Annotated in this window: 19 protein-coding genes; 13 read left to right on the plus strand and 6 right to left on the minus strand. The window is 56.3% G+C overall.

The genetic code is table 11. The features are described from left to right. Positions 1-153 precede the first annotated feature (153 nt). Together BC440_RS08100 and BC440_RS08105 are read right to left on the minus strand one after the other, a co-directional pair. Entirely contained in the window at positions 154-1233 is a 1080-nt protein-coding gene (locus BC440_RS08100; RefSeq protein WP_139192088.1) for a helix-turn-helix domain-containing protein, read from the minus strand. A gap of 272 nt (positions 1234-1505) precedes the next feature. Then, a complete protein-coding gene (locus tag BC440_RS08105) occupies positions 1506-3158 on the minus strand; it encodes a GMC family oxidoreductase N-terminal domain-containing protein (protein ID WP_139192089.1) in 1653 nt (550 codons plus the stop codon). Positions 3159-3793: 635 nt separating this feature from the next. On the opposite strand from BC440_RS08105, the gene BC440_RS08110 reads away from it, so the two are divergent. The 4 genes from BC440_RS08110 to BC440_RS08125 are packed head-to-tail and all read left to right on the plus strand — an operon-like array spanning position 3794 to position 6326. After that, positions 3794-4093 (plus strand): DUF2282 domain-containing protein, encoded by a 300-nt coding sequence (locus BC440_RS08110; protein ID WP_007092465.1) that lies wholly within the window; start codon positions 3794-3796, stop codon positions 4091-4093. A 58-nt stretch (positions 4094-4151) separates the two neighbouring features. Then, positions 4152-5027 carry a DUF692 domain-containing protein gene (locus BC440_RS08115; protein ID WP_071239802.1) on the plus strand — a complete coding sequence of 292 codons (876 nt, stop codon included), beginning with the start codon at positions 4152-4154 and terminating at the stop codon, positions 5025-5027. After that, positions 5024-5776 (plus strand): DNA-binding domain-containing protein, encoded by a 753-nt coding sequence (locus BC440_RS08120; protein WP_083379312.1) that lies wholly within the window; start codon positions 5024-5026, stop codon positions 5774-5776. The genes BC440_RS08115 and BC440_RS08120 overlap by 4 nt, the downstream gene beginning before the upstream one ends. Position 5777: 1 nt before the next feature. Then, positions 5778-6326, plus strand: coding sequence for a DoxX family protein (locus BC440_RS08125; RefSeq protein WP_083379313.1), 549 nt, complete (start codon positions 5778-5780; stop codon positions 6324-6326). A 6-nt stretch (positions 6327-6332) separates the two neighbouring features. On the opposite strand, the gene BC440_RS08130 is transcribed toward BC440_RS08125, so the two are convergent. Next, the gene (locus BC440_RS08130; RefSeq protein ID WP_071239789.1) at positions 6333-7049 is read right to left on the minus strand and encodes a GntR family transcriptional regulator; all 717 of its coding nucleotides are present in this window, start codon (positions 7047-7049) and stop codon (positions 6333-6335) included. A gap of 367 nt (positions 7050-7416) precedes the next feature. Between BC440_RS08130 and dctP the strand changes: the two genes are divergently transcribed. From dctP to BC440_RS08150, 4 genes are all read left to right on the plus strand, one after another. Continuing rightward, the gene (gene dctP, locus BC440_RS08135; RefSeq protein WP_074624814.1) at positions 7417-8547 is read left to right on the plus strand and encodes a TRAP transporter substrate-binding protein DctP; all 1131 of its coding nucleotides are present in this window, start codon (positions 7417-7419) and stop codon (positions 8545-8547) included. Between the two features lies 1 nt (position 8548). Beyond that, on the plus strand, positions 8549-9157 hold the full coding sequence (locus BC440_RS08140) for a TRAP transporter small permease subunit (protein WP_071239790.1): 609 nt from the start codon (positions 8549-8551) through the stop codon (positions 9155-9157). Between the two features lie 6 nt (positions 9158-9163). Then, entirely contained in the window at positions 9164-10489 is a 1326-nt protein-coding gene (locus BC440_RS08145; RefSeq protein ID WP_071239791.1) for a TRAP transporter large permease subunit, read from the plus strand. 157 nt (positions 10490-10646) lie between these two features. Then, positions 10647-12230 carry a gamma-glutamyltransferase gene (locus BC440_RS08150; protein WP_071239792.1) on the plus strand — a complete coding sequence of 528 codons (1584 nt, stop codon included), beginning with the start codon at positions 10647-10649 and terminating at the stop codon, positions 12228-12230. Between the two features lie 35 nt (positions 12231-12265). Here BC440_RS08150 and BC440_RS08155 read toward each other — a convergent pair whose 3' ends face one another. Both BC440_RS08155 and BC440_RS08160 read right to left on the minus strand, forming a co-directional pair. Then, positions 12266-13282: a DUF4344 domain-containing metallopeptidase gene (locus BC440_RS08155; protein WP_139192090.1), complete on the minus strand. Its 1017-nt coding sequence runs from the start codon at positions 13280-13282 to the stop codon at positions 12266-12268. 107 nt (positions 13283-13389) lie between these two features. Further along, positions 13390-14430 (minus strand): aldose epimerase family protein, encoded by a 1041-nt coding sequence (locus BC440_RS08160; RefSeq protein ID WP_071239794.1) that lies wholly within the window; start codon positions 14428-14430, stop codon positions 13390-13392. A 163-nt stretch (positions 14431-14593) separates the two neighbouring features. Here BC440_RS08160 and BC440_RS08165 point away from each other — a divergent pair, with 163 nt between their 5' ends. The 4 genes from BC440_RS08165 to yjfF all read left to right on the plus strand — a co-directional run bounded on the left by BC440_RS08165 (position 14594) and on the right by yjfF (position 19225). Beyond that, positions 14594-15544 (plus strand): ABC transporter substrate-binding protein, encoded by a 951-nt coding sequence (locus BC440_RS08165; RefSeq protein ID WP_037991565.1) that lies wholly within the window; start codon positions 14594-14596, stop codon positions 15542-15544. A 138-nt stretch (positions 15545-15682) separates the two neighbouring features. Beyond that, a complete protein-coding gene (locus tag BC440_RS08170) occupies positions 15683-17188 on the plus strand; it encodes a sugar ABC transporter ATP-binding protein (protein WP_071239795.1) in 1506 nt (501 codons plus the stop codon). A gap of 41 nt (positions 17189-17229) precedes the next feature. Continuing rightward, positions 17230-18258, plus strand: a complete 1029-nt coding sequence (locus tag BC440_RS08175; protein ID WP_051682342.1) for an ABC transporter permease — start codon at positions 17230-17232, stop codon at positions 18256-18258. Beyond that, positions 18248-19225, plus strand: coding sequence for a galactofuranose ABC transporter, permease protein YjfF (gene yjfF, locus BC440_RS08180; RefSeq protein WP_083379314.1), 978 nt, complete (start codon positions 18248-18250; stop codon positions 19223-19225). The genes BC440_RS08175 and yjfF overlap by 11 nt, the downstream gene beginning before the upstream one ends. Positions 19226-19650: 425 nt before the next feature. Here yjfF and BC440_RS08185 read toward each other — a convergent pair whose 3' ends face one another. Next, the gene (locus BC440_RS08185; protein ID WP_083379315.1) at positions 19651-20400 is read right to left on the minus strand and encodes a FadR/GntR family transcriptional regulator; all 750 of its coding nucleotides are present in this window, start codon (positions 20398-20400) and stop codon (positions 19651-19653) included. A 602-nt stretch (positions 20401-21002) separates the two neighbouring features. Between BC440_RS08185 and BC440_RS08195 the strand changes: the two genes are divergently transcribed. Next, positions 21003-21776 carry an SDR family oxidoreductase gene (locus BC440_RS08195; RefSeq protein WP_071239797.1) on the plus strand — a complete coding sequence of 258 codons (774 nt, stop codon included), beginning with the start codon at positions 21003-21005 and terminating at the stop codon, positions 21774-21776. The last annotated feature ends 28 nt before the right edge of the window (positions 21777-21804 follow it).

Here is a 21804-nt window from a genome sequence, read left to right on the forward strand (position 1 = left end):
CGATGGTACTTTGTCTTAAGGCACGGGAGAGTAGGTCACCGCCGGGCCTTCAAAACACAGCAAATATTCCCTAATCAACGATTTAATAAACCCCTGACCTTTACTGGTCAGGGGTTTTGTCGTTTCATGCCGGTCTGGTTGCGCGAAAGACGGTTATATTTCCCGGTGCCGTTCGATTTCACGTTCAAGAGCGCGAAGCCGGATCAGGTTTGATGCCGCATCGGCGGTTGTCGAGAGCGCATCGCGTTCCGGCTGGCTCAATGATCTGGGAATTTTATCTATGACGCAGACCGACCCAAGGGCAAAGCCGAGCGGGTCGCGCACGGGGGCCCCGGCATAAAAGCGAAATCCGAAGGGTTCGGACAAGGCCGGATTGGTCGAAAAATGAGGGTCTTTCGTCAGGTCTTCAATAACTGTCAGGTCGTTCTCGTAAAGGGTTTTGTTGCAAAACGCCCAGTCGCGCGGGGTAGAGTCCCCTTCGAAACCCGTGCGGGATTTGAACCACTGTTCCGTCTGGGTTACCAGCGTGAACATGGCAACCGGCGATCGGGTGGCGAATGCGGCCAGATTGACAAGGTTGTCAAAGCTTGCCTCCGGGCCGGAGCCGACAAGGCCGGACTGTCTTACGGCTTCGAGCCGGACGCGCTCGTTCCAAGGGAGTGGATAGTCCGTGGGGGCGGCTCTTTTTTTGGCTGACGCAGTCAGATGTTTGAGGATTGCGGCACTGGTGGCCGCGACATCGGGATAGAGGGGCAATTGCAGCCGGTCATGGCCGATGGGATTGACTGCGTTTTCCGTGTTTTCAGCCGATGAGATGATGATTGTCTGCCGGAAGCGCTGATCAGCTTGCAGCTCGGCCAGCAGTTTTCTGTTGTTACCTGACGCGGCATTTTCAATCAGAACAAGCATCGGGCAGGTAAAGGAGAGCCATTTCCGGGCTTCCAGCGCGTCTTCGGTGACGTCCAGTAAAAGACCCGATCCCTTCAGGCCATGTGTGCGCCAGTCGGGAGCCCGGCCTTCGCCCGCAAGGATGATGGCCCGGGCGCTTAGCGGCAGGTATTGTTCGGGCGTGTTGTGTTCGACCAGATCCATGACCGCCTGGCGCGGTATGCGACGATGCCCGCCGGGGGTTTTCCATGAAGGGAGCTGGCCGCTTTCGACCCAGAGCTGGGCGGTCCGTATGGATACGCCCAGAATTTCCGCCGCCTTGGCTGTCGTCAGGATATCTTTCACATCAATCACCCATTTCTTATAAGCAATGAAATAGCAAAATTTGCCAAAAGTGCAAGAAATGGAAAGTTTGACGGCGCGGTTTGATCGTCGCGGGACTACTTTTGCGCCCTTCTGGCGAGGAAGCTTCCTTATGGCCGAAGGTTGCTACCTGCGCGATCTTTCCCGGTGGCGTTGCCGTTGGCGCGAGTGTGGGTCATCAAAGGGCAGGTCATGAAGGGTGTGAGGCCGGAAAAGAAAACCTTTCCGGCCTCACGAAAAGCAACAGCGGGGGGCTATGAGGGATCAGGGCGCTGTTGCTTTATTCCGGCGGCAAGTTGCGTATCGTGCGCGGCAAGGATCATGTCCGCAGCACGTTCGCCAATGACAACGCAGGGCGCCATCGTGTTGCCGGTCGTGATGCGCGGCATGATCGAGGCATCGGCGATGCGGAGGTTTTCGATGCCATAGACTCTGAGCCGGGCGTCAACCACGGACATTCTGTCGAGGCCCATTTTTGCGGTACAGGATTGATGCCAGTATGTGACGGCCGAGTTGCGGACAAATTCGACAAGGCCAGCATGATTGCGCGATCGTGGCGCGGTTTCGCCGCGAACCAGCGGGGTGAATGCCGAGTGGTTGCCGATTTCGCGGCATAGTTCGACTGCGGCAAGGGCTGCTGTCACGTCTTCGGGGGCGCTGAGCGCATTTGGTTCGATAAGCATATTATCGTACATGGTCGGACCGGATAGGCGCAGCCGTCCGCGGCTTTTGGGTTGGGCCAGTCCGGCAAACATTGTCCAGCCATGTTCGGGTGTTTCCAGTTCTGCTTCGGCAGGTGAGGGAACGGGGAATTCAAGCTGGCATTGAAGGATGTCGGGCTGCTGGAGGCGGGAGTTGCTTTTCCAGTACACGGTTGCCTCGCATCCGCCGCCGCCGACGTCCTCGGGCTTGCGATATTCCCATGTACAGCCAAAGGCAATGTGATCCTGATGGTTTTGACCGACGCCGGGCAGGTGTTGACGTACCTTGATGCCATGTCTGTTCAGCTCGTCCTCGGGACCGATGCCCGATTGCATCAGCACTTTGGGGGTGTTGACCGCACCAAGAGACAGGATCGTTTCGCAGGTGGCGCGGAACTGTCGGATTTTACCGTCGAGCATGACCTCGACACCGACGGCCTTGTTGCCGTCAAATATCAGGCTGGAAACAAGCGCGCCGGTCAGGACCGTCAGGTTTGGCTGGTGCATGGCCTTGTAGGTATAAGACCTGAAAACGGACTGGCGTTTGCCATCCTTGATACGCAGATCGGCAATCGCCGCCCCACCGGTGCATTCCATCATCCGCCCGTTCGGGCTATCGAATACCGGTATGCCCAAAAGACCAGCGGCATCGACCATGGTCTGTGCGATGGGTTGCGGGGAAGAGGGGTGTGCGACATAGGCCGGGCCGCCTTTGCCGCGGCGCGCCGGATCCGGTGTGCCCTGCCAGTCTTCGATGCGGCGATAATATTCCAGAACCGATTTATAGCCCCATTCCGGATCACCGGATTTGGCGGCGAAATAGTCCCAGTCCTCTTTGTGGCCGCGCGACCAGACCATCACGTTGATGCTTGATCCGCCGCCCAGTCCCTTGCCCATGCTGAGCGGTAATCTGCGCCCGTTGAGCGATGGGGCGGGTTGCCCCATGAAGCTCCAGTCACGTTCACTGCCAAGGTTTACGGGCCATTGAGCAGGTTCCATGACGGAGGGGGCGGTATCGTCGCCACCGGCTTCGAGCAGCAGGACGCGGATGTTTTCGCGTTCGGCAAGCCGTGCGGCAATGACGCAGCCGCTTGATCCCGCGCCGCAGACGATGAAGTCGTAATGCGAGCGCAGATTGTTGCGCAGTTCATTCTGGTTTCTAAGCACGTCTGTGTGGATCTGTATGTCTTCGCTGATCTGGTTCATGTGAGCCTCCATGACACCGGGTTATGGCAAACAGGAATCTCCATAGGGTGTCGTGTAAAAAGAGGCAACATAAATTATCAATTTTATCAAAATTATCAAATTTGAATTAAAATTCCGTGTTTGATGATCTGTGGCGCGGGGGAGGTTTTTGTCCTGTCTGATGCAGGCGTCCGGCAGGAGGAAGAAAACCGTAAAATTGGAGGTAATAAATTGTTTTAAAAAGATTATTTCTTGGATGTGCTCCGGCGTCATTTGACGGGTTCATGGTGGTCGTGTGAGGTTTTTGTTGCCATTAATTGTGGCTGGGGAGGGAGGATGGTGATCACCTGAAAGTGATAATAATGATGGAAATGAAATTGAGTTTTCAGGTTTTGGGGGCGGCTGACGAGGTCTGATTTCGGATTCCCGATATCGGAGTCCGCTTAGCCGCGTCGGGGATTTTGCGGTGCGAGTCCGGTGTTTGTTCGACGCACGTGAGGTGATGATTTCACGCATCCGTGATGAAATGCCGGGAAACTCTCACACTGACTTGATATTTCGTGTGCCGAAGTTGCAATGACGATGATCCGCCCGGCTGCTACCAGAAAGACATCGCCAACACCGGCGATCGGGTTTCACGCAAGAGGGATGACATCATGAAAAATGCATTGGTATTGGGCGCAGCGCTGACGGCGGCTGTTTCGCTTGCTTCTGTTCATTCTGCGCAGGCAGAGGGTGCCAAGGAGAAATGCTTTGGCGTATCGCTTGCCGGGCAGAATGACTGTGCCGCCGGGCCGGGCACCACATGTGCCGGGACATCGAAAGTTGATTATCAGGGCAATGCCTGGAAGCTGGTCCCGGCCGGGACATGTGCGGATATGAGCTTTACGACCGCCGATGGGCGCGAGGTTATGGGCAGCCTTGAGGCGCTTGACCGCGATCTGCCGAAATCCTGATGTGATCATGCCGATCCGCCAAAGCGGGTCGGCATCCTTTTTTTCGGGGGGGCTTGCCATGATCAACAGCCAAAACAGCAACAGATTGCCAAATCGGGCCGGTGTCGGTTTCAAGGGCGAACACGCCGATGACGTGATCGGCCAGCCCAAGCAGGTCGGCTGGTTTGAAATCCATCCGGAAAATTACATGGTCGCGGGCGGGCCGCGTCTGGCGGTGCTTGAGGCATTGCGTGCGGAGTATCCGGTTTCGATGCACGGGGTTGGATTATCGCTTGGCGGCGGGGAAAGGCTTGATCCCCATCATCTGGCCGATCTCAAGCGGCTGGTGGACCGGTTTGAGCCTGTGATGCTGTCGGAACATATTGCATGGTCAAGTCATGACGGGCTTTATATGGCCGACCTTTTGCCAACACCGATGACGCAAAAGTCGCTTGATCAGTTGCTTGAGGCGATTGATGAGGTGCAGGCGGCAACGGGCCGTAAAATCCTGATTGAAAATCCGACGTCGTATATGGCATTGCCGCAAAATTCGATCCCGGAAATTGATTTTATCACCGAGGCCGCACGGCGTTCGGGTTGCGGATTGCTGATCGATGTAAACAACATTTACATTTCAGCCTGCAATCTGGACTTTGACGCCAGCGATTATGTCGATGCGATCCCCGGTGATCTGATCGGGGAAATCCATCTGGCCGGGCATGAGGCGGATGCCAATGCTGATGAGAAGGTTTTGATTGATACCCATTCCCGACCGGTGGCCGATCCGGTCTGGGCGCTGTTTGATCGCCTGATTGCGCGGATTGGCGCGCGACCGACCCTGATTGAATGGGATAATGATGTGCCCGATTGGGTGACGCTTCGGGCCGAGGCGGCGATTGCAGACGGGCACCTTGCAAAGTTTTCGGGGGCTGACCCCTTGCGGGTGGCGTCATGAGCGACGTTGAGGCTTTTCAGGTGGAATTTTCCCGCGCGCTGATGGCCGCAAGTCCGTCGGCGCGGCCAGCAGGCCTTGATCCGGCGATGGCGGAACGGTTTGCGATTTATCGCAATAATGTCCATCGCGGGCTTGGTGATGCGTTGATCGCGGCCTATCCGGTGGTGGCGATGCTGGTGGGCGAAGATTTCTTTCGGGCGATGGCGCAGAGCTTTTTCCGGGCCGAGAAAGCACGCCCTGGATCGCTTGCGCTTTACGGGGCCGGTTTTGCCGATTTCATTGATGGTTTCGATGCGGCGGCGTCAGTGCCGTATCTTTCCGATATTGCCCGGTTGGAACGCGCAAGGCTGGAAGCCCTGCATGCGGCCGATGATGCGGTGACCACGGCGGAAATGCTGCAAGGCATTATGAATGATCTGGCGTCGGTTGCCTTTGTGCGTCATTCGGCCTGCTTTCTTGTGCGGTCCGATTTTCCCATCCATGCGATCTGGCAATGCCAGCAGGAAGGGGCGGAAAGGCGGCCTATTGTGCAATGCGGGGAAAATATCCTGATCACCCGGCCTGACGTGACGGTGCAGCAAATCCTGCTGGACGATGCCGGGGCTATTTTTGCAGGCAGGCTTTTGGATCAGGCACCGGTTGCCGATGCCTTCGCCGCCGCAATCGCCCGCGATCCGCAATTTGATGTGACATCCACCTTTGCCCAACTGATTGCCGCCGGGGCGTTTGCCGGTTTGAGGGAGACATAAAATGCAAACAGCGATCAAAAGAATGACCGGGCTGCATAGGTGCCTGTTTGGTGCACTTGAAGCGCGGACCGATGGCTGGTTCATCGGGCTTTCGGCACGTTTGTGGTTTGCCGCGATTTTGCTGCCTTATTACTTCAATAGCGCAATGACCAAGGTGGCGGGGGATAGCTTCCCCAGTGCCGGGGCGTTTGCGCAGATCGTGCCGTCGATTGCCGATCAGTATTTATATGACACGGCGGCCATTCCGTTTTTCCCGTGGCATATCATTGTGATTGCCGGGACTTTGGCGGAATTCGTTTTGCCGGTTCTGATCGTGCTTGGTCTGTTTACCCGTTTGGGGGCGCTTGGCATGATCGGGTTTGTGGCGGTTCAGACCGTGGTGGATGTCACAGCCCATGGTGCGGCGGCGGGCGCGCTTTTTGACGGGCAGCCCGATCAGTTGATCGATCAGCGGATGTTATGGGTTTTTGTGTTGCTGATGCTGGTGATCAAGGGGGCGGGCGTTGTGTCGCTTGATCATGTTCTGGCGCGGCGGATGCGTGACCGGTGAGGTTTTTTATTTGGCGATCAGAATCGCGCGATGGTCGCTTTCGGCGCGGAGCGTTGCCAGATATTCCTGACTGACGTCATGGACTGACATGATGTGGGCGTAAAGCAGTTCTTCGGCGGCCTTGTGATCGCCACGCAGGATGGCATCGACGATGCCCTGATGTTCCTCGTGCGAGGAGGCGAGGCGGGGCAGGCTGTTGAATTGTACCCGGCGGAAGGGGGCGACCCGCCGACGCACGGCCTGGGTGACTTCGACCAGCACGTCATTATGGGTTCCGGCATAGATCGCATTGTGAAATTCACGGTTCTGGCTTTCATAAGCCGGGCTGTCACCCGAGCGCATGGCATGGGCCAGTTCGTGATGCAGTTCTTCGAGCGCGTGGCGTTCGCCACTTGTCATGCGTTTGGCAGCCAACCGCCCGCAGGTTGCTTCGAGTTCGGCCATGCTTTCAAACATCGCGGTCAATCGTTCCGGCGTTGCCAGCGAGACATAAACCCCGCGATTGGGGATTTTTTCGGCAAGTTCGGTCGCGGTCAGCAATTGCAGGGCTTCGCGGACCGGGGTGCGAGACACGCCAAAGCGTTTTGCAAGCTGGGTTTCTTCAAGCCGGGCACCGGGAACAAGCACGCCGGTGACAATATCGTCTTCGAGAGACTGGCAGAGTTTTTGCGCAATGCCGACCGGTTCGGGTGAAGGTTGCGGGGCCTGCTGCAGATGGATCATGTGCCGTTTCGACCCTTTGATCTTGTTGTTGATTGATGCTCGGTGCTCTTTTCGTGCTTTTTTGGCACCCTATACATCCGATGTATACATGATATTTCCCGCAAAATCCAAGCGCAACTGTCGCGTGCGGGATTCCGTCCCCGGCGTCACCCTGCAATATGTTTAATTAATATGCATATATGTAGTGCAGCAATTAAATATGATTAAAAAATAAACAGTAAAAGAAAGTCTGTTGAGGTCTGAAATAAGTTAACTTATTGAAATATAACAGATGGCACGTCGGTTGCACGGTGTATACATAATGCGGGCCAAGATCCGTTCGATGATATTATCCGCGTATTGCGCTTTCTCTATCAGGGAGACACCGATGACCAACCTTAAAAGACGCGACTTTCTGACGAAATCGGCACTCGGCACGGCGGTAGTCGGGGCGGCGGCCGGGGCGGCTGTTTTTGCGACGCCGCATATCGCGCGTGCCCAGGAGAGCTTTAACTGGAAGATGACCAACGCCTATGGTCCGGGTTCGCCGTTTTACGTGACCGGCCCGGGCAGCCCCGAGGATTTCTGCAAACGTGTGACGGAAATGTCGAGCGGGCGTCTGAACATCCAGCATTTTGCCGCTGGTGAACTGATCCCCGCCCTTGAAGGCTTTGACGCCGTTCAGGCCGGTACGGTCGAGATGAATGCGGCCAATGCCTATTTCTGGGCGGGCAAGATTTTTGCCGCACAGTATTTCACCACCGTTCCGTTTGGTTTGAATTTCCAGGGAATGAATGCGTGGCTGTATCATGCGGGCGGGCTTGAGCTTTGGCATGAACTGTATCAGCCCTATGGCCTGATTGCGTTCCCGATGGGCAATACCGGCGTTCAGATGACCGGCTGGTTCCGCGAACCGATTGAAAGCCTTGATGATTTCAATGGCCTGAAAATGCGTATTCCGGGTCTTGCCGGCAAGGTCTATCAGCAGATCGGGGTTGAGGTGAAGCTGCTTCCGGGCGGCGAGATTTTCCCGGCCCTTGAACGTGGCGTGATTGATGCCGCCGAGTTTGTCGGCCCGTATCAGGACCGTCGTCTGGGTCTTCAGAAGGCAGCGAAATATTACTACACCACCGGCTGGCACGAACCGTCCAACGTGACCGAGCTTCTGATCAACCAGAAAGCATGGGAAAGCCTTCCGGCCGATCTTCAGGCGATTGTCAAAAACGCCGCCCAGGCATGCAATCTTGACAGTCATTCCTGGTGCGAGGCCAACAATGCCGCGGCCCTTCGTGATCTGGTCGAGAACGAGGGCGTCATTGCCCAAACCCTTCCCGATGATGTGGTCAACAAGCTTAAAGGCATCACCAACGACACGCTGGAAGCCGAAGCCGCCAAGGACCCGCTGACCAAAAAGGTCCATGATGCGTTTATGGCGTTCCGCGATACGCACCGTGAATGGGCGGCGGTGAGTGAAAAGCCCTATCACGGTATCATTTCATCCAAAGACGGGATGAGCTGACATGAATTCGACCCGTACAGAACCGTTGTCAGAACCGATTCCCGAACCATTTCCCGACCGTGTGTTGGGATATATCGTTGATTTTGCCGGATGGGCGGCCGCGTTAAGCGGTCTTGCGCTTGTTCTGGTGGTCGGCGGCAATGTTTTGCTGCGCTATGTGTTCAATACCGGCAGTGTCGCCATGCAGGAACTTGAATGGCATCTGGTATCGCCGATTGCCCTTCTGGGGATGGCATATGGCATGCGGCATGGCGGCCATGTACGGGTCGATTTTCTTTATGACCGGCTAAGTGACCGGGCCCGCGCGATAATTGATCTGTTTTCGGCGGTGCTGATGGTCATTCTTGGTGCTGCGATCATCTGGTTTGCCATTCCCTATGTGAACCAGTCGATCATGATGGGCGAAGGTTCGCCTGATCCGGGGGGATTGCCTTATCGTTTCCTGCTTAAGGCGTTTATCCCGGTCGGGTTCGGGTTGCTGTTCGTGCAGGCGATTGCGCAGGCCCTGATCAATTTCCGGCAGGTGGCCGGGGCGGGGCAAGCCGCCGGTGAGCCCGATGATGCCGGTTACGCCACCCATAAAACCGCCACTGAAGTGCCTGGGGAATAATCGAACATGACTGGTAATGAATGGCTGGCCATTGGCATGGTCGGCGGCTTTTTCGGCTTCCTTGTTCTTGGGGTGCCGGTGGCGATATCGCTTGCGATTTCGGGTTTTGCCTTTGGCATTCTGGGATTTGGCACCGGGCTTTTTAACCTTTTGCCCGCGCGCATTTACGGGGTTGTGACCAACTATACGCTTCTGGCCCTGCCGCTTTTCATCTTCATGGGGGTGATGCTTGAAAAGTCGAAACTGGCCGAAGAACTGATTGATGTGATCGGCCATGCCATGGGCCGCCTTCGTGGCGGCATGGGGCTTGCGATTGTGATTGTCGGGGTTCTGATGGGGGCGTCTTCGGGCGTGGTCGGGGCGACGGTCGTGACAGTCGGGTTGCTGTCGTTACAGCCATTGATCAATCGCGGTTATAACAAGGGGGTGGCGTGCGGTGTGATTTGCGCATCGGGCACGCTTGGGCAGATCATCCCGCCAAGTTTGGTCCTGATCCTGCTTGCCGATATTCTTGGTGAATCTGTTGGGACGCTGTTTGCCGCCGCGATGGTGCCGGGGCTGATCCTTGCCGGGATGCTCGCCCTTTATCTGGTGATACTCGGCATTTTCAAACCCGACATGGTGCCCGCGATCCCGCAGGATGAACGCGATGCGCTCGCCACGCGCGATCTTATGCTCAAGATTGCGAAGGTCGTGCTACCGCCGCTGGCGCTTGTTTTTGCGGTTCTGGGGTCGATTGTTGGCGGGATTGCCGCCCCGACGGAGGCGGCATCAATGGGCGCGCTTGGCGCGCTGCTTCTGGCGCTGTTTACCGGGCGGCTTAATTTCGGGGTGATGCGCGATGTGTTGCGCGATACCCTGATCACCAGTGCGATGGTGTTTTTCATCCTGATCTGCGCGCAGCCCTTTGGCCTTGCGTTTCGGGGGCTTGGCGGCGAGGGGCTGGTGCATGCCATGTTTGAATGGGTGCCCGGTGGCGATATGGGCAACCTTCTGTTCATGATGGCGGTGATCTTTGTCCTTGGGTTCTTCCTTGAATGGATCGAGATTTCCTATATCGCGCTGCCGATGTTTTTGCCGGTATTCATGAATAGCGGCATCGACATGGCGTGGCTTGCGATCCTTGTGGCGATGAACCTGCAGACCAGCTTCCTGACGCCGCCCTTTGGCTGGGCACTGTTCTTCCTTAAGGGCGTTGCGCCAAAATCGGTGTCGACCATGGATATCTATCGCGGGGTCATTCCGTTTATCGGTATTCAGGCACTGGCCCTTGTGCTGCTGTTCATCTTCCCGGAACTGACAAGCTGGCTGCCGGATCTTATTGGCTGGTAGGCAACAGGTAGGTCCTGATCCGAAATATCAGGCGATTTGTCCACGATGTGAAAATCGCCTGATACCCGGATCATTTTCACGATAGATTTCAAAGAACAACAGGACATGCCGGACATACGGCATGCCAAAGATTTTTGCGCCATCAGGAGGCCCCGAAATGCTTAGAACCAGAACAAGCCTTGGCGGGATGGTCACCGCCCCGCATCATCTGGCCGCCCAGGCCGGGCGCGATGTGCTTCGCGACGGTGGCAACGCGGTCGAGGCGATGATTGCGGCCGCCGCCACCATTGCGGTTGTCTATCCGCATATGAATGCTATTGGCGGTGACGGGTTTTGGCTGATTGCGGAACCGGGCAAGGACCCGTTGGCGATCCGGGCTTGTGGCGGGGCGGCCGGTTTGGCGAGCCCGGAATTTTACCGTGACCTTGGTCATGACAAAATCCCGGCGCGCGGGCCGCTGGCGGCATTGACCGTGGGCGGGGCGATTGGTGGCTGGATGGATGCCGCGAAGATCGCGCAGAAAATCGGCGGCACTTTGCCGATGGCACGCCTTGTGGCGGATGCCGTGCATCATGCGCGGGCCGGGGTGCCGATCACGAAGTCGCAGCATGAATTGACGCGTGATAAACTGTCGGAACTTGAAAATTCACCGGGATATGTTGCGACCTATGCCGCAAATGGCGTGCCCGAAATTGGCGATGTGTTGAAACAACCCGCCCTTGGCGCAACGCTGGATCGGCTTGGTGCCGTAGGGCTTGATGATTTTTACCGCGGTGATATCGCGCGCGCCAATGCCAAGGGGCTTGAGGCGGCGGGAAGTCCGCTTCGGCTCCCGGATTTCGAGGGCTATCACGCCAAAACCATGACGCCGCTCTCGGTGAAGCTATCAAGCGGCACCGTTTTCAATATGGTACCACCGACGCAAGGGGCCGCGTCGCTGATGATCCTTGGCTTGTTTGAACGGCTGGGGGTGAAAGTGGGCGAGGGATTTGATCATATCCACGGCGTGATCGAGGCGACCAAGCGCGCCTTTATCAAACGTGATGCCCATATCGGTGATCCGGGGCGGATGGATATTGATCCGATGTCGCTTTTAAGTGATGCGATGCTGGATGCCGAGGCGGCAAAGATCGATATGAAAACCGCACTGCCCTGGCCGCATATCGCCAAGCCAGGCGATACGATCTGGATGGGGGCGACAGATAAAAACGGCACGGTCGTCAGTTATATCCAGAGCATTTTCTGGGAATTCGGATCGGGCGTTGTGGTGCCCGAAACCGGGGTGCTGTGGCAGAACCGCGGGGCAAGCTTTACGCTGCATGACGGCCCCAACCAGCTTGGCCCCGGCCGGTTGCCGTTCCATACACTCAACCCGGCGATGGCGCGGCTGAACAATGGCGATGTGCTGACATACGGCACAATGGGGGGCGAGGGGCAGCCGCAAACCCAGGCGGCGGTGTTTACCCGCAATGTCCTGTTCGGGCAGGATTTGCAGGAGGCGATTACCGCGCCGCGCTGGTTGCTTGGCCGGACATGGGGCGCGGAAACCACAACCCTGAAACTCGAAAACCGGTTTGACCCGGCCCTGATCACGCAGCTTGAAAAAGCCGGTCATGCGGTTGAGGTTATCGGTGATTTCGAAGACATGATGGGCCATGCTGGCGGCATTTTGATGCGCGCCAATGGCGTGATGGAAGGGGCGACTGATCCGCGGGCGGATGGGGTGGTTGCGGCTTTGTGATTTGTGTTGGCAACGATTGAATTGGGCCGAGGTTATTACCTGCGTATCAGGATTTCTTTGGCGAGTTCGGGGCTGGACCTAGCCGGGGCATCGCGCAAAATTCCCTGTAGTGCTTCGTCGGTCATGTAGGGATACAGCAACCTGTTCCAACGCGCGATCATCTCATCGGGATTGTTTAAGAGCCGTCGAATGTTTCGTGCCCGTTGAATGGATAGAGGATGACGGACATCGTTCTGAGCTGCGTTAATCAATTCAGAGCGTGTGTTTTTTTGCTCATACCAGTCAATCCACGAAATCGCAGATTCCTGCCGTCCTGCAAGATAAAGGAAATAGAGGGCAAATTCGTCCACTGTTTCCTCATTGTCCCAGTTAGGCAGGCCAAGCTTGTTAAGTAATGTATGTCCGATTTCGTGAAGTAGCACGGCTTCTACTGCGCCTTGACGATTGGTGCGCATAAATTCAAAGAACAGTTCCGAGCAAAGCGTTATATTTCCTGTTGCTTTGGAGGAATATGCGTTCTCGTGGCCGCAAGATTTCAAGGTTATGTCAAATTCGTCTATGCCATATGTTTCCGCTATCTCCAGTATGCCCTTGGACATACCTTCTTCAAACTCATGGACTGTCTGCCACGGGGTTGAGATATCAGCATAAATTTCATAGGCCGCTTTCTTTGTGATGAGCATGCTGAACGTGTTGCTGAAAACAAGATAGTGCGGACGTGTGTTTGTGACTGCGCCCATGATCGAAAAAGAGTTTCTCAGCCGGTTGGCGCCGTAACATCTGGCAGGTTGTCCTGCCTTGAAAATTTGTAGTTGCTGATCATCGCAGATAAATACGCTCAGATCGTCGTATTGAGCGTTAAGAACGTCAACGAAGACCTCTATTTTTGCATCGGTCTTAATTAATATCGGTTTCCACCATATCGAGCCTGCTTTGATTTCAGCATAGCCCTCGTCGATTTTAAAGCGGAGCCTGTCAGCAACGGATGCGCTGGCGAATGCATACTGGAATGGCGTAATTATAAGCAAAACGAATATAAAGATGCGCATCATTCCGGCCCCCAAGCTAGATTAATCAACCCCTTCTAATGAACCCTTTGGTTGTTGTTGGGTCAAGGTTAATGCTCCTTCATGTCGATAAAAACGACATCTCTATTCGCTTAAGATGAGGAAAACTCCCACTCGATCACATGCCGGTAAGTCTCGCCGGGTTTCAACCACGGGCTTGGGAAGTCCGGGCGGTTGGGGCTGTCGGGGAAGGTTTGGGGTTCGAGCGCGATGCCGCCTGATTTGTGAAGGCTTTTGCCGTCCGGCGTTTTCATAGCATTGGTGAAATGCTGGGAGAGGTAGAATTGCAATCCGGCCTCGGTTGAGAACAGTTTCATCGTCCGGCCGCTGTCGGGATCGGACAGGGTGGCGATGGGGCGCAGGGTGCCGCGTGTGCCATTGAGGCAGAAATTGTGATCAAAGCCCTGATCGGCATTCAGGAGGTTCTGTGCGATCACGGCGGGGTTTCGGAAATCATAGCCGGTTCCGGCAAGGTCGCAGCGACCGGGAAGAGGGATCAGGCGCTCGTCAATCGGAAGATAGGCATCGGCATCGATTTCAAGGATATGCAGGGCCGCGCATTTATCAAATCGGCCCGTCAGGTTCCAATAGGCATGGCTGGTCATGTTGACCGGGCAGGTCTGATCGCAGGTTGCCGTGATTTCAAGGCGCAGGCGATTTTCAGCGACAATCGAATAGGTTGCGGTCGCCGCGAAATTCCCCGGATAGCCTTGATCGCCATCCGGGCTTTCGAGGTGAAAGGCGATTTCGTGATCGGTGTTTTGCGTGACGGACCAGTCGTGCCGGTCAAAGCCGGTAACGCCACCATGCAGGTGCGTCGGGCCTTCGTTGGCGGCCAGTGTCACCCGGTCACCATTCGGGGCGATATAGGCCGAATTGGCAATGCGGTTGGCATAGCGCCCGCACACCGCACCGATATAGCTGTCATGGGTGGCGTAGGCATCATCATCGGGCAGGCCAATCGCGATATTGGTTTCCGTGCCGTCGTCATTTCTCAGCCAAAGCGCCCGGATGCGCGCCCCATAGGGGGAGAGCAGGATTCGCATTTTTGCGGTCCTGATTTGCAGGGTTCCGGCCGGAACCGGGTTCATCGGGATTGCGGTCGGGTTTTTGGACATGTCGCCTCGTTTCATCTGGAAGTCCCTGTTTTATTTTGACTTTGCGGGTTTTTGGGCCGCTGTCAATCGCGCTTTCTACGCGAAAGTGGGGAGGCGCATTTAGGCCGTTGAGTTCCTTCAAATCATATTGTATTACTATATGGCTTTTAGCAATAAAACAGCCTTTAGGGAGGAAATAATGAAAAGTCTCAAGCAGCTTGCGGTGTCGACGGCAGCCCTTGGTGTTGCACTTGGTCTGTCCTTTGCGGCACAGGCCGAAATGATGATCGGCTTCTCGCAGATCGGGTCGGAAAGTGGCTGGCGTACGTCCGAGACGGCATCGATCAAGGCCGAAGCGGAAAAGCGCGGCATTGATCTGAAATTCTCGGATGCGCAGCAGAAGCAGGAAAACCAGATCAAGGCAGTCCGTTCCTTCATCGCCCAGGGCGTTGATGGCATTCTGCTGGCACCGGTTGTTGAAACCGGCTGGGATCAGGTGCTTCAGGAAGCCAAGGATGCCGGTATTCCTGTTGTTCTGGTCGACCGTGGGGTTGCGGCCGATGAAAGCCTGTATCTGACCAAGGTTGCATCCGACTTCGTGGTGGAAGGCGCACTTGCCGCCGCATGGCTGGCGGCGGAAACCAACGGCGTTTGTGATGTGGTCGAGCTTCAGGGCACTGTTGGCTCGTCGGCTGCCAATGACCGCAAGGAAGGTTTTGAGTCCGTTGTCGGCAATTTCCCGGGGATCAATATCATCCGGTCCCAGTCGGGCGATTTCACCCGTTCGGGCGGCAAGGAAGTCATGGAAAGCTTCCTGAAAGCCGAAGATGGCGGCAAGAACATCTGTGCGGTTTATGCCCATAATGATGACATGGCACTTGGTGCGGTGCAGGCGATCAAGGAAGCCGGTCTTGATCCGGCCGAAGACATCCTGATCGTTTCGATTGATGCGGTTCCCGATATCTTCAAGGCGATGGCAGACGGCGATACCAACGCCACCATCGAGCTGAACCCGCATCTTGGCGCACCTTCCTTTGATGCGATTGCCGCTGCCAAAGAAGGCAAGGAAGTACCGAAATGGATCAAGGCCAATGGTCCGCTTTATCTGCCTGATACCGCTGCCGAAGAATACAAAATGCGCAGCAAGTAAGGCCGTTATCCGCAACCGTACGCCTTACCGTGCGGTTGGGGTGACGTAACTGGCGTGATGTCTGAACGCATCCTTGTCGATGGCAAGGGTGCGTTCGGCCACATCCGGCCAGCGAACATAAAGGGAGAGGGGCTATCCATGTCTGAAAAGACGCAATCCGTGCTGTCAGTACGCGGGGCGGGAAAGTTTTTTCCCGGCGTCAAAGCCTTGCAGGATGTCGATTTCGATTTGCGATCCGGTGAAATTCACGCGCTTCTGGGTGAAAACGGTGCCGGTAAATCGACCCTGATCAAGGTGATTACCGGGGTTCATCCGCGCGATGCCGGAACCGTCCTGCTTGACGGGCAGGAAATCCATCCAAATCATCCGGGCGATGCACAGGCGCTTGGCATTTCGACGGTCTATCAGGAAGTGAACCTGGTTCCCACGCTGTCGGTTGCCGAAAACCTTATGCTGGAACGGCAAACCCTGAAATTCGGGTTTATTTCGTGGAAGAAAACCGAAAGCGACGCCAAGGCAGCGCTTGAAACGCTGGGTCTTGATATTGATGTCAACCGGCCGCTGGGTTCCTATTCGGTGGCGATCCAGCAATTGGTCGCGATTGCACGTGCGGTGGCACTTGATGCGCGGGTTCTGATCCTTGACGAACCAACCGCAAGCCTTGATGCCGAGGAAATCCGCACCCTGTTTCGCATCATGGGCGAATTGCGTGCGAACGGGCTTGGCATTGTGTTTGTCACCCATTTCCTGGATCAGGTTTACGCGATCACGGACCGCATCACGGTTTTGCGCAACGGGCGGCTTGTCGGCACTTTTGTGACCAAAGAACTGGCGCAGATTGACCTGATCAATCACATGCTGGGCCGGGAACTGGCCGAGGTCAGTTCGCACCGCCATCAGGATGAAAGCAATTTCACCGGCAAGGGCCGTCAGATCCAGATCAAGAATCTGGGTAAAAAGCGGGTGCTCGAACCGGTGACGCTTGACCTTTCGGGCGGCGAGATTGTCGGTCTGGCCGGGCTTCTGGGATCGGGCCGGACGGAGCTTTCGGAGCTTATTTTCGGGGCGAAAAAGGCCGATAGTGGCCTTGTGTTCCTTGACGGGGAGCCGGTGATGCTGCGCTCCCCGCGCCATGCCATCCGGTCGGGTTTCGGGCTTTGCCCCGAGGACCGCAAACAGGATGGCATTGTTGCCGAACTGAGTGTGCGTGAAAACATCATGCTGGCGCTTCAGGGGCGGCGGGGCTGGCTGCGCCCGATTGCACGCGCCGAGCAGCAGAAAACCGCCGATGAGATGATCAGGGCGCTGGGTATTGCCACACCCGATAGTGAGAAACCCGTCGGGCAACTGAGCGGTGGCAATCAGCAGAAGGTCATTCTGGCGCGGTGGCTGGTGTCCAAGCCGATTTTCCTTATTCTCGACGAGCCGACACGCGGCATTGATGTGGGCGCGCATGCCGATATCATCAAGCTGATCAAGGAGCTTTGTGACGAGGGGCTGGCCCTGCTGGTGGCATCATCCGAGCTTGAGGAAATCGTTGCCTTTGCCGACCGGGTGGCGGTGATGCGCGACCGCCAAAAGGTTTCCGAACTGACGGGTGCCGAAATCACGCAGGACAGGATCATCGAGGCGATTGCACGATGACCAGCTTGCAGGACAAAAAGAAATTACGGGAAAGCAGCACCATGTCTGCATCTTCTTTGCTGAGCCGGCAGTGGTTTGGCCCGGTGGCGGCCCTTGTGCTGATCATTCTGGGTATCGGGATCATATCGCCGGACTTCTTTGATATTCGCATTGTTGACGGGCATCTTTACGGATCGCTTGTTGATGTGGTGCATCGCGGGGCATCGACGGCCCTTGTCGCGGTGGGCATGGCGGTGGTCATCGGCACGCGGGGCATTGATCTTTCGGTGGGTTCGGTGATTGCGATTTCAGCCGCCGTCATGGCGGTCCTGATCCGTGATACCGATCTGCATCCGGCGGTCATCATCCTGGCAGCCCTTGGCGCCGGGGTGCTGTGTGGACTGTGGAACGGGATGCTGGTGGCCTATCTGGATATCCAGCCGATCATCGCGACCCTGATCCTGATGGTGGCCGGGCGCGGGATCGCGCAGATGATCACCGACGGGCAGATCGTGACCTTCCACGGGGCGTTTTTCGAAGGGATCGGCAGCGGGTATCTGCTGGGCATTCCGTGGCGGGTGATCATTGCCGCGGTGGTGATTGGCGCGCTTTACGCCGTGATGCGCAAAACCGCCCTTGGCCTGTTTGTTGAGTCCGTTGGCGGCAATGCGCGCGCCAGTCGGCTTGCGGGCATTGATGCGCGCGGGATCAAGCTTCTGGCTTATGCGATTTCGGGGCTTTGTGCGGCCTTTGCCGGGATCATTATTGCCGCCGATATTCGCGGGGCGGATGCCAATAATGCCGGTCTGTGGCTTGAACTGGATGCCATTCTGGCGGTGGTGATCGGGGGCGCGTCGCTGATGGGCGGGCGGTTCTTTATCGGCATGACGGTGATCGGGGTTCTGATCATTCAGTCGCTGACCACGGGCATTTTGCTGTCGGGTTTGCCGTCGCAATATACCCTGATCGTCAAGGCGGCGGTGGTGATGGTGGTTCTGCTGGTGCAGGCGCCGAAATCACGCGAACTGGCGGGCAAGGCGTGGGAAAAGATCGGCAGCCGGAAGGTGCGGGGGAATTCCGATGAAAATTAATGAACGTTATTACCCGTTGCTTGCCACGCTGGCGGTGCTGGCCCTGCTTTACGGTTACGGGATTGCCGAACATCGGGCGTTTTCAGATACTTATGTTCTGGGCGCGCTTCTGACCGATAATGCGTTTCTGATCATTACCGCGGTCGGCATGACATTCGTTATCCTGTCGGGCGGGATTGATCTTTCGGTGGGCTCGATGATTGCCTTTGTCGGGGTCCTGATGGCCGAACTTGTGACCGGGTTTGGCATGCATCCCTTGGTGGCGGTGGTGATTTCGATGGCGGTTGGCACGCTTTTCGGGGCCTTCATGGGGGTGATTATCGCCAAGTTCGATATTCAGCCCTTTATCATCACCCTGGCGGGGATGTTTTTCCTGCGCGGGATGTGCTTTTTGATCAACCTTGATTCCGTGCCGATTGATCATCCGTTTGTCGCCGATTTCAGCGGATTTAAAATCCCGCTGCCCGGTCGTGGCTGGATCAGTGCGGCGGCTTTGCTGATGCTGATGACGGTGATTGGCGGGGTGGTGATTGCGCATTATACGCGGTTTGGCCGTAACGTTTATGCGATTGGCGGGGATCGTCAATCGGCTGAATTGCTGGGCATTCCGGTACAGGGCACGATCATCCGGGTTTACACTTTGTCGGGCTTTTTCAGTGCCTTGGCCGGTGTTGTTTTCGCGTTTTATACCGCGTCGGCCTATCCGTTGGCAGCCGTCGGGGTCGAGCTTGACGCGATTGCGGCGGTGGTGATTGGCGGGACGCTTCTGACCGGGGGCATGGGCTTTGTGGTTGGGACGTTCTTTGGCGGGATCATCATGGGGGTGATCCAGACCCTGATCGCGTTTGACGGGTCGCTTAACAGCTGGTGGACCAAGATCATGATCGGGGCGCTTCTGTTTGGCTTTATCGTGCTGCAACGCCTGATTACACGGTCATTTTCGGGGATGCGGGCCGGAGCGGGGTGAGCCGGATTTAGCCTTTTCGGGTGGGGGAATTCGGGCCGGGGCGGCAGGGCTGCTTCGGCCCGAATTGTTTTCCGGGCCGTTTATTCCGGCGATCAGAATACGGGTTTGGGGCCGGTTTTTTGTGAAGTTATTTTTCATAATCGATCCGATTTTTCATTTTTTGTGAATAATGGATAGGAAAGGGGCGTGGCGAGGATCGTGCCGGGTCGTTTTGGCTACGAAAAACCGGCTTTTATTTGTGTGAGGAATACGGGTTTTGGCCGTCATGAGGCAAAAACCGGCTTTTTTATTTGTATGAGGAATGCAAAAGGGGCCGCCCGGATGACAGCCCCGTTTTTGTCTTTTGCCGCTGTCTTGCCGCTGTGTGGGCGCGATGACATCGCCGGATCCAGAAAGCAGTATCAAAGGCCGATCAAATCCCGCGATCAAAGACCAATCACGTCCCAGTCATGTTCGCTTTTCATGCCGAGCTGCTGACGGAGTTGCAGCATGGTACGGCTGAGCAGGTTGCGCATGGCTTCGCGGGCGTCGCCGGGTTCGCGGTGCGCGATGGCGCGGTAGACCGCGAAATGGTCTGGCAGGGATTTGACATGCGCCTTTGGCCCGCCCGAAGACAGGCGGAACGAGCCGATCAGGGCGGTTTCAATCAGCATGCCGAACGATTTCATGAAATCATTGCCCGACGCATCCAAAATCGCCTGATGGAAAATCAGGTCGGTGATATAGACGGCCTCGGTCCCGAGTTCGGCATTTTCCATGCCGGTATAGGCGGCCTCGATCGTGGCCAATTGTTCCTCGGTCGCGCGTTCGGCGGCCATGGCGGCGGTGTTGGGCTCGATAATCATGCGGGTTTCAAACAGGCCATACAGAAACGCCGGATCGGGATCGGGGAAATGCCATGACAGAACATCGGGGTCGAGCAGGTTCCAGCTTTTGCGCGGTTTGACGCGCGTGCCGGTTTTCGGACGGCTTTCGATCAGCCCCTTGGCCGAGAGGATCTTGATCGCCTCGCGGAGCGCGGTTCGCGAGACATCAAGCGATTCACTCAAGGCCGCCTCGGTCGGGAGGACATCGCCCGGTGCCAGCTTGCCCGAAACGATCCGTGCTCCCAGATCATGGGCGACGATGCTGTGCAGGCTGCGTTTGGCATAGGTTCGTGACATGGACGATGGCATTCAATTTCCTCCGGTGCGGTCTTTGGATATCTGCGGAAGGCGGTGGCTGGATCGGTGACCGCACTCTGACATTATTCATATAATATGAATTTATTTTCAGGGCAACTTTCGTGCGACCCACAATGCCTTGCGCTGCAACGCATATATTTATTTCGGTGGTGTTAAACTGCGTGCGATTGCACCCTATCGGAGGTGTCATTTTTATAGACCACTTATCACCAAACAAGAAGCAATCAGTTGAGTGTTGTATCAGGCCTGATTTTGCCGGTTTGTCGCTTGACAGCAAGCGACATCCTGATAATTAATGTTATTGTATGAAGAATAAAAGAACAAGACTGTCAGGAGGAAGCGGCCCATCGCGCGGCAACGGGTATCGTAAACGGAGATCATAATCCGGCCCGAAAGAGGCGCGATTGTGGATTTTTCGCATGCATCCATGCGGTAATCATCCCATGCGATGCCCATCAAGTATCCCGTACAGTACTTTGGGCGGGGTGCATCCTGCCAGTTTGAACCCTGATCCCGATCATGGCGTGCCGGACGGACCGGTACCCGGAGGGGGATCGGCACATAAAGACCAGATAACGGGAGAGCCGACGATCATGTCCGATCGCATGCCAACGAACTATACCAGCCTTGCCGATAAATCGGTTTTCATTACCGGCGGTGCCACGGGCATTGGCGAGGCGCTTGTCACCGCCTTTGTCGAGCAGGGGGCGAAAGTCGCCTTTGTCGACATTGCCGAGGAAGCAGGCCACGCGCTTGTTGAAAAACTGGGCAAGGACGCCAAGCACAAGCCGCTTTTCATCACATGCGACATTACCGATATCAAGGCGCTTCAGGATGCGGTGGCAACGGCTGCCAAGGCCAACGGCCCGATCACGGCACTGCTGAACAATGCCGCCAATGATACCCGCCATAAATGGCAGGACGTGACGCCGGAATATTGGGATGAACGCCAGGCGATCAATATCCGCCCGTCGTTTTTTGCCATTCAGGCGGTCGCCCCGATGATGCAGAAGGCCGGGGGCGGGGCGATTGTCAATTTCGGGTCGGTGAGCTGGATGATGGGGCAGGGCGGCATGCCGGGCTATACCACGGCAAAGGCCGCAACCCATGGGCTTACACGCGGCATGGCGCGTGACCTTGGCAAGGATGGCATCCGGGTCAATACGCTTGTGCCCGGCTGGGTCATGACGCAGCGCCAGCTTGACCTTTGGGTTGATGAAGCTGCCGAGCGCGAAATTGACGAACGCCAGTGCCTTAAAAACAGGGTGATGCCGAGCGACATCGCGCGCATGGCGCTTTTCCTGACCTCGGATGAAAGCCGCATGGTCACGGCACAGAACTTTATCGTTGATGGCGGCTGGGTCTGATCGCGGTCTGATCGGCCGGAAAATACCC

Origin of the sequence: Thalassospira sp. MIT1004, assembly GCF_001858545.1 — a bacterium.
Taxonomy (GTDB): Bacteria; Pseudomonadota; Alphaproteobacteria; order Rhodospirillales; family Thalassospiraceae; genus Thalassospira; species Thalassospira xiamenensis.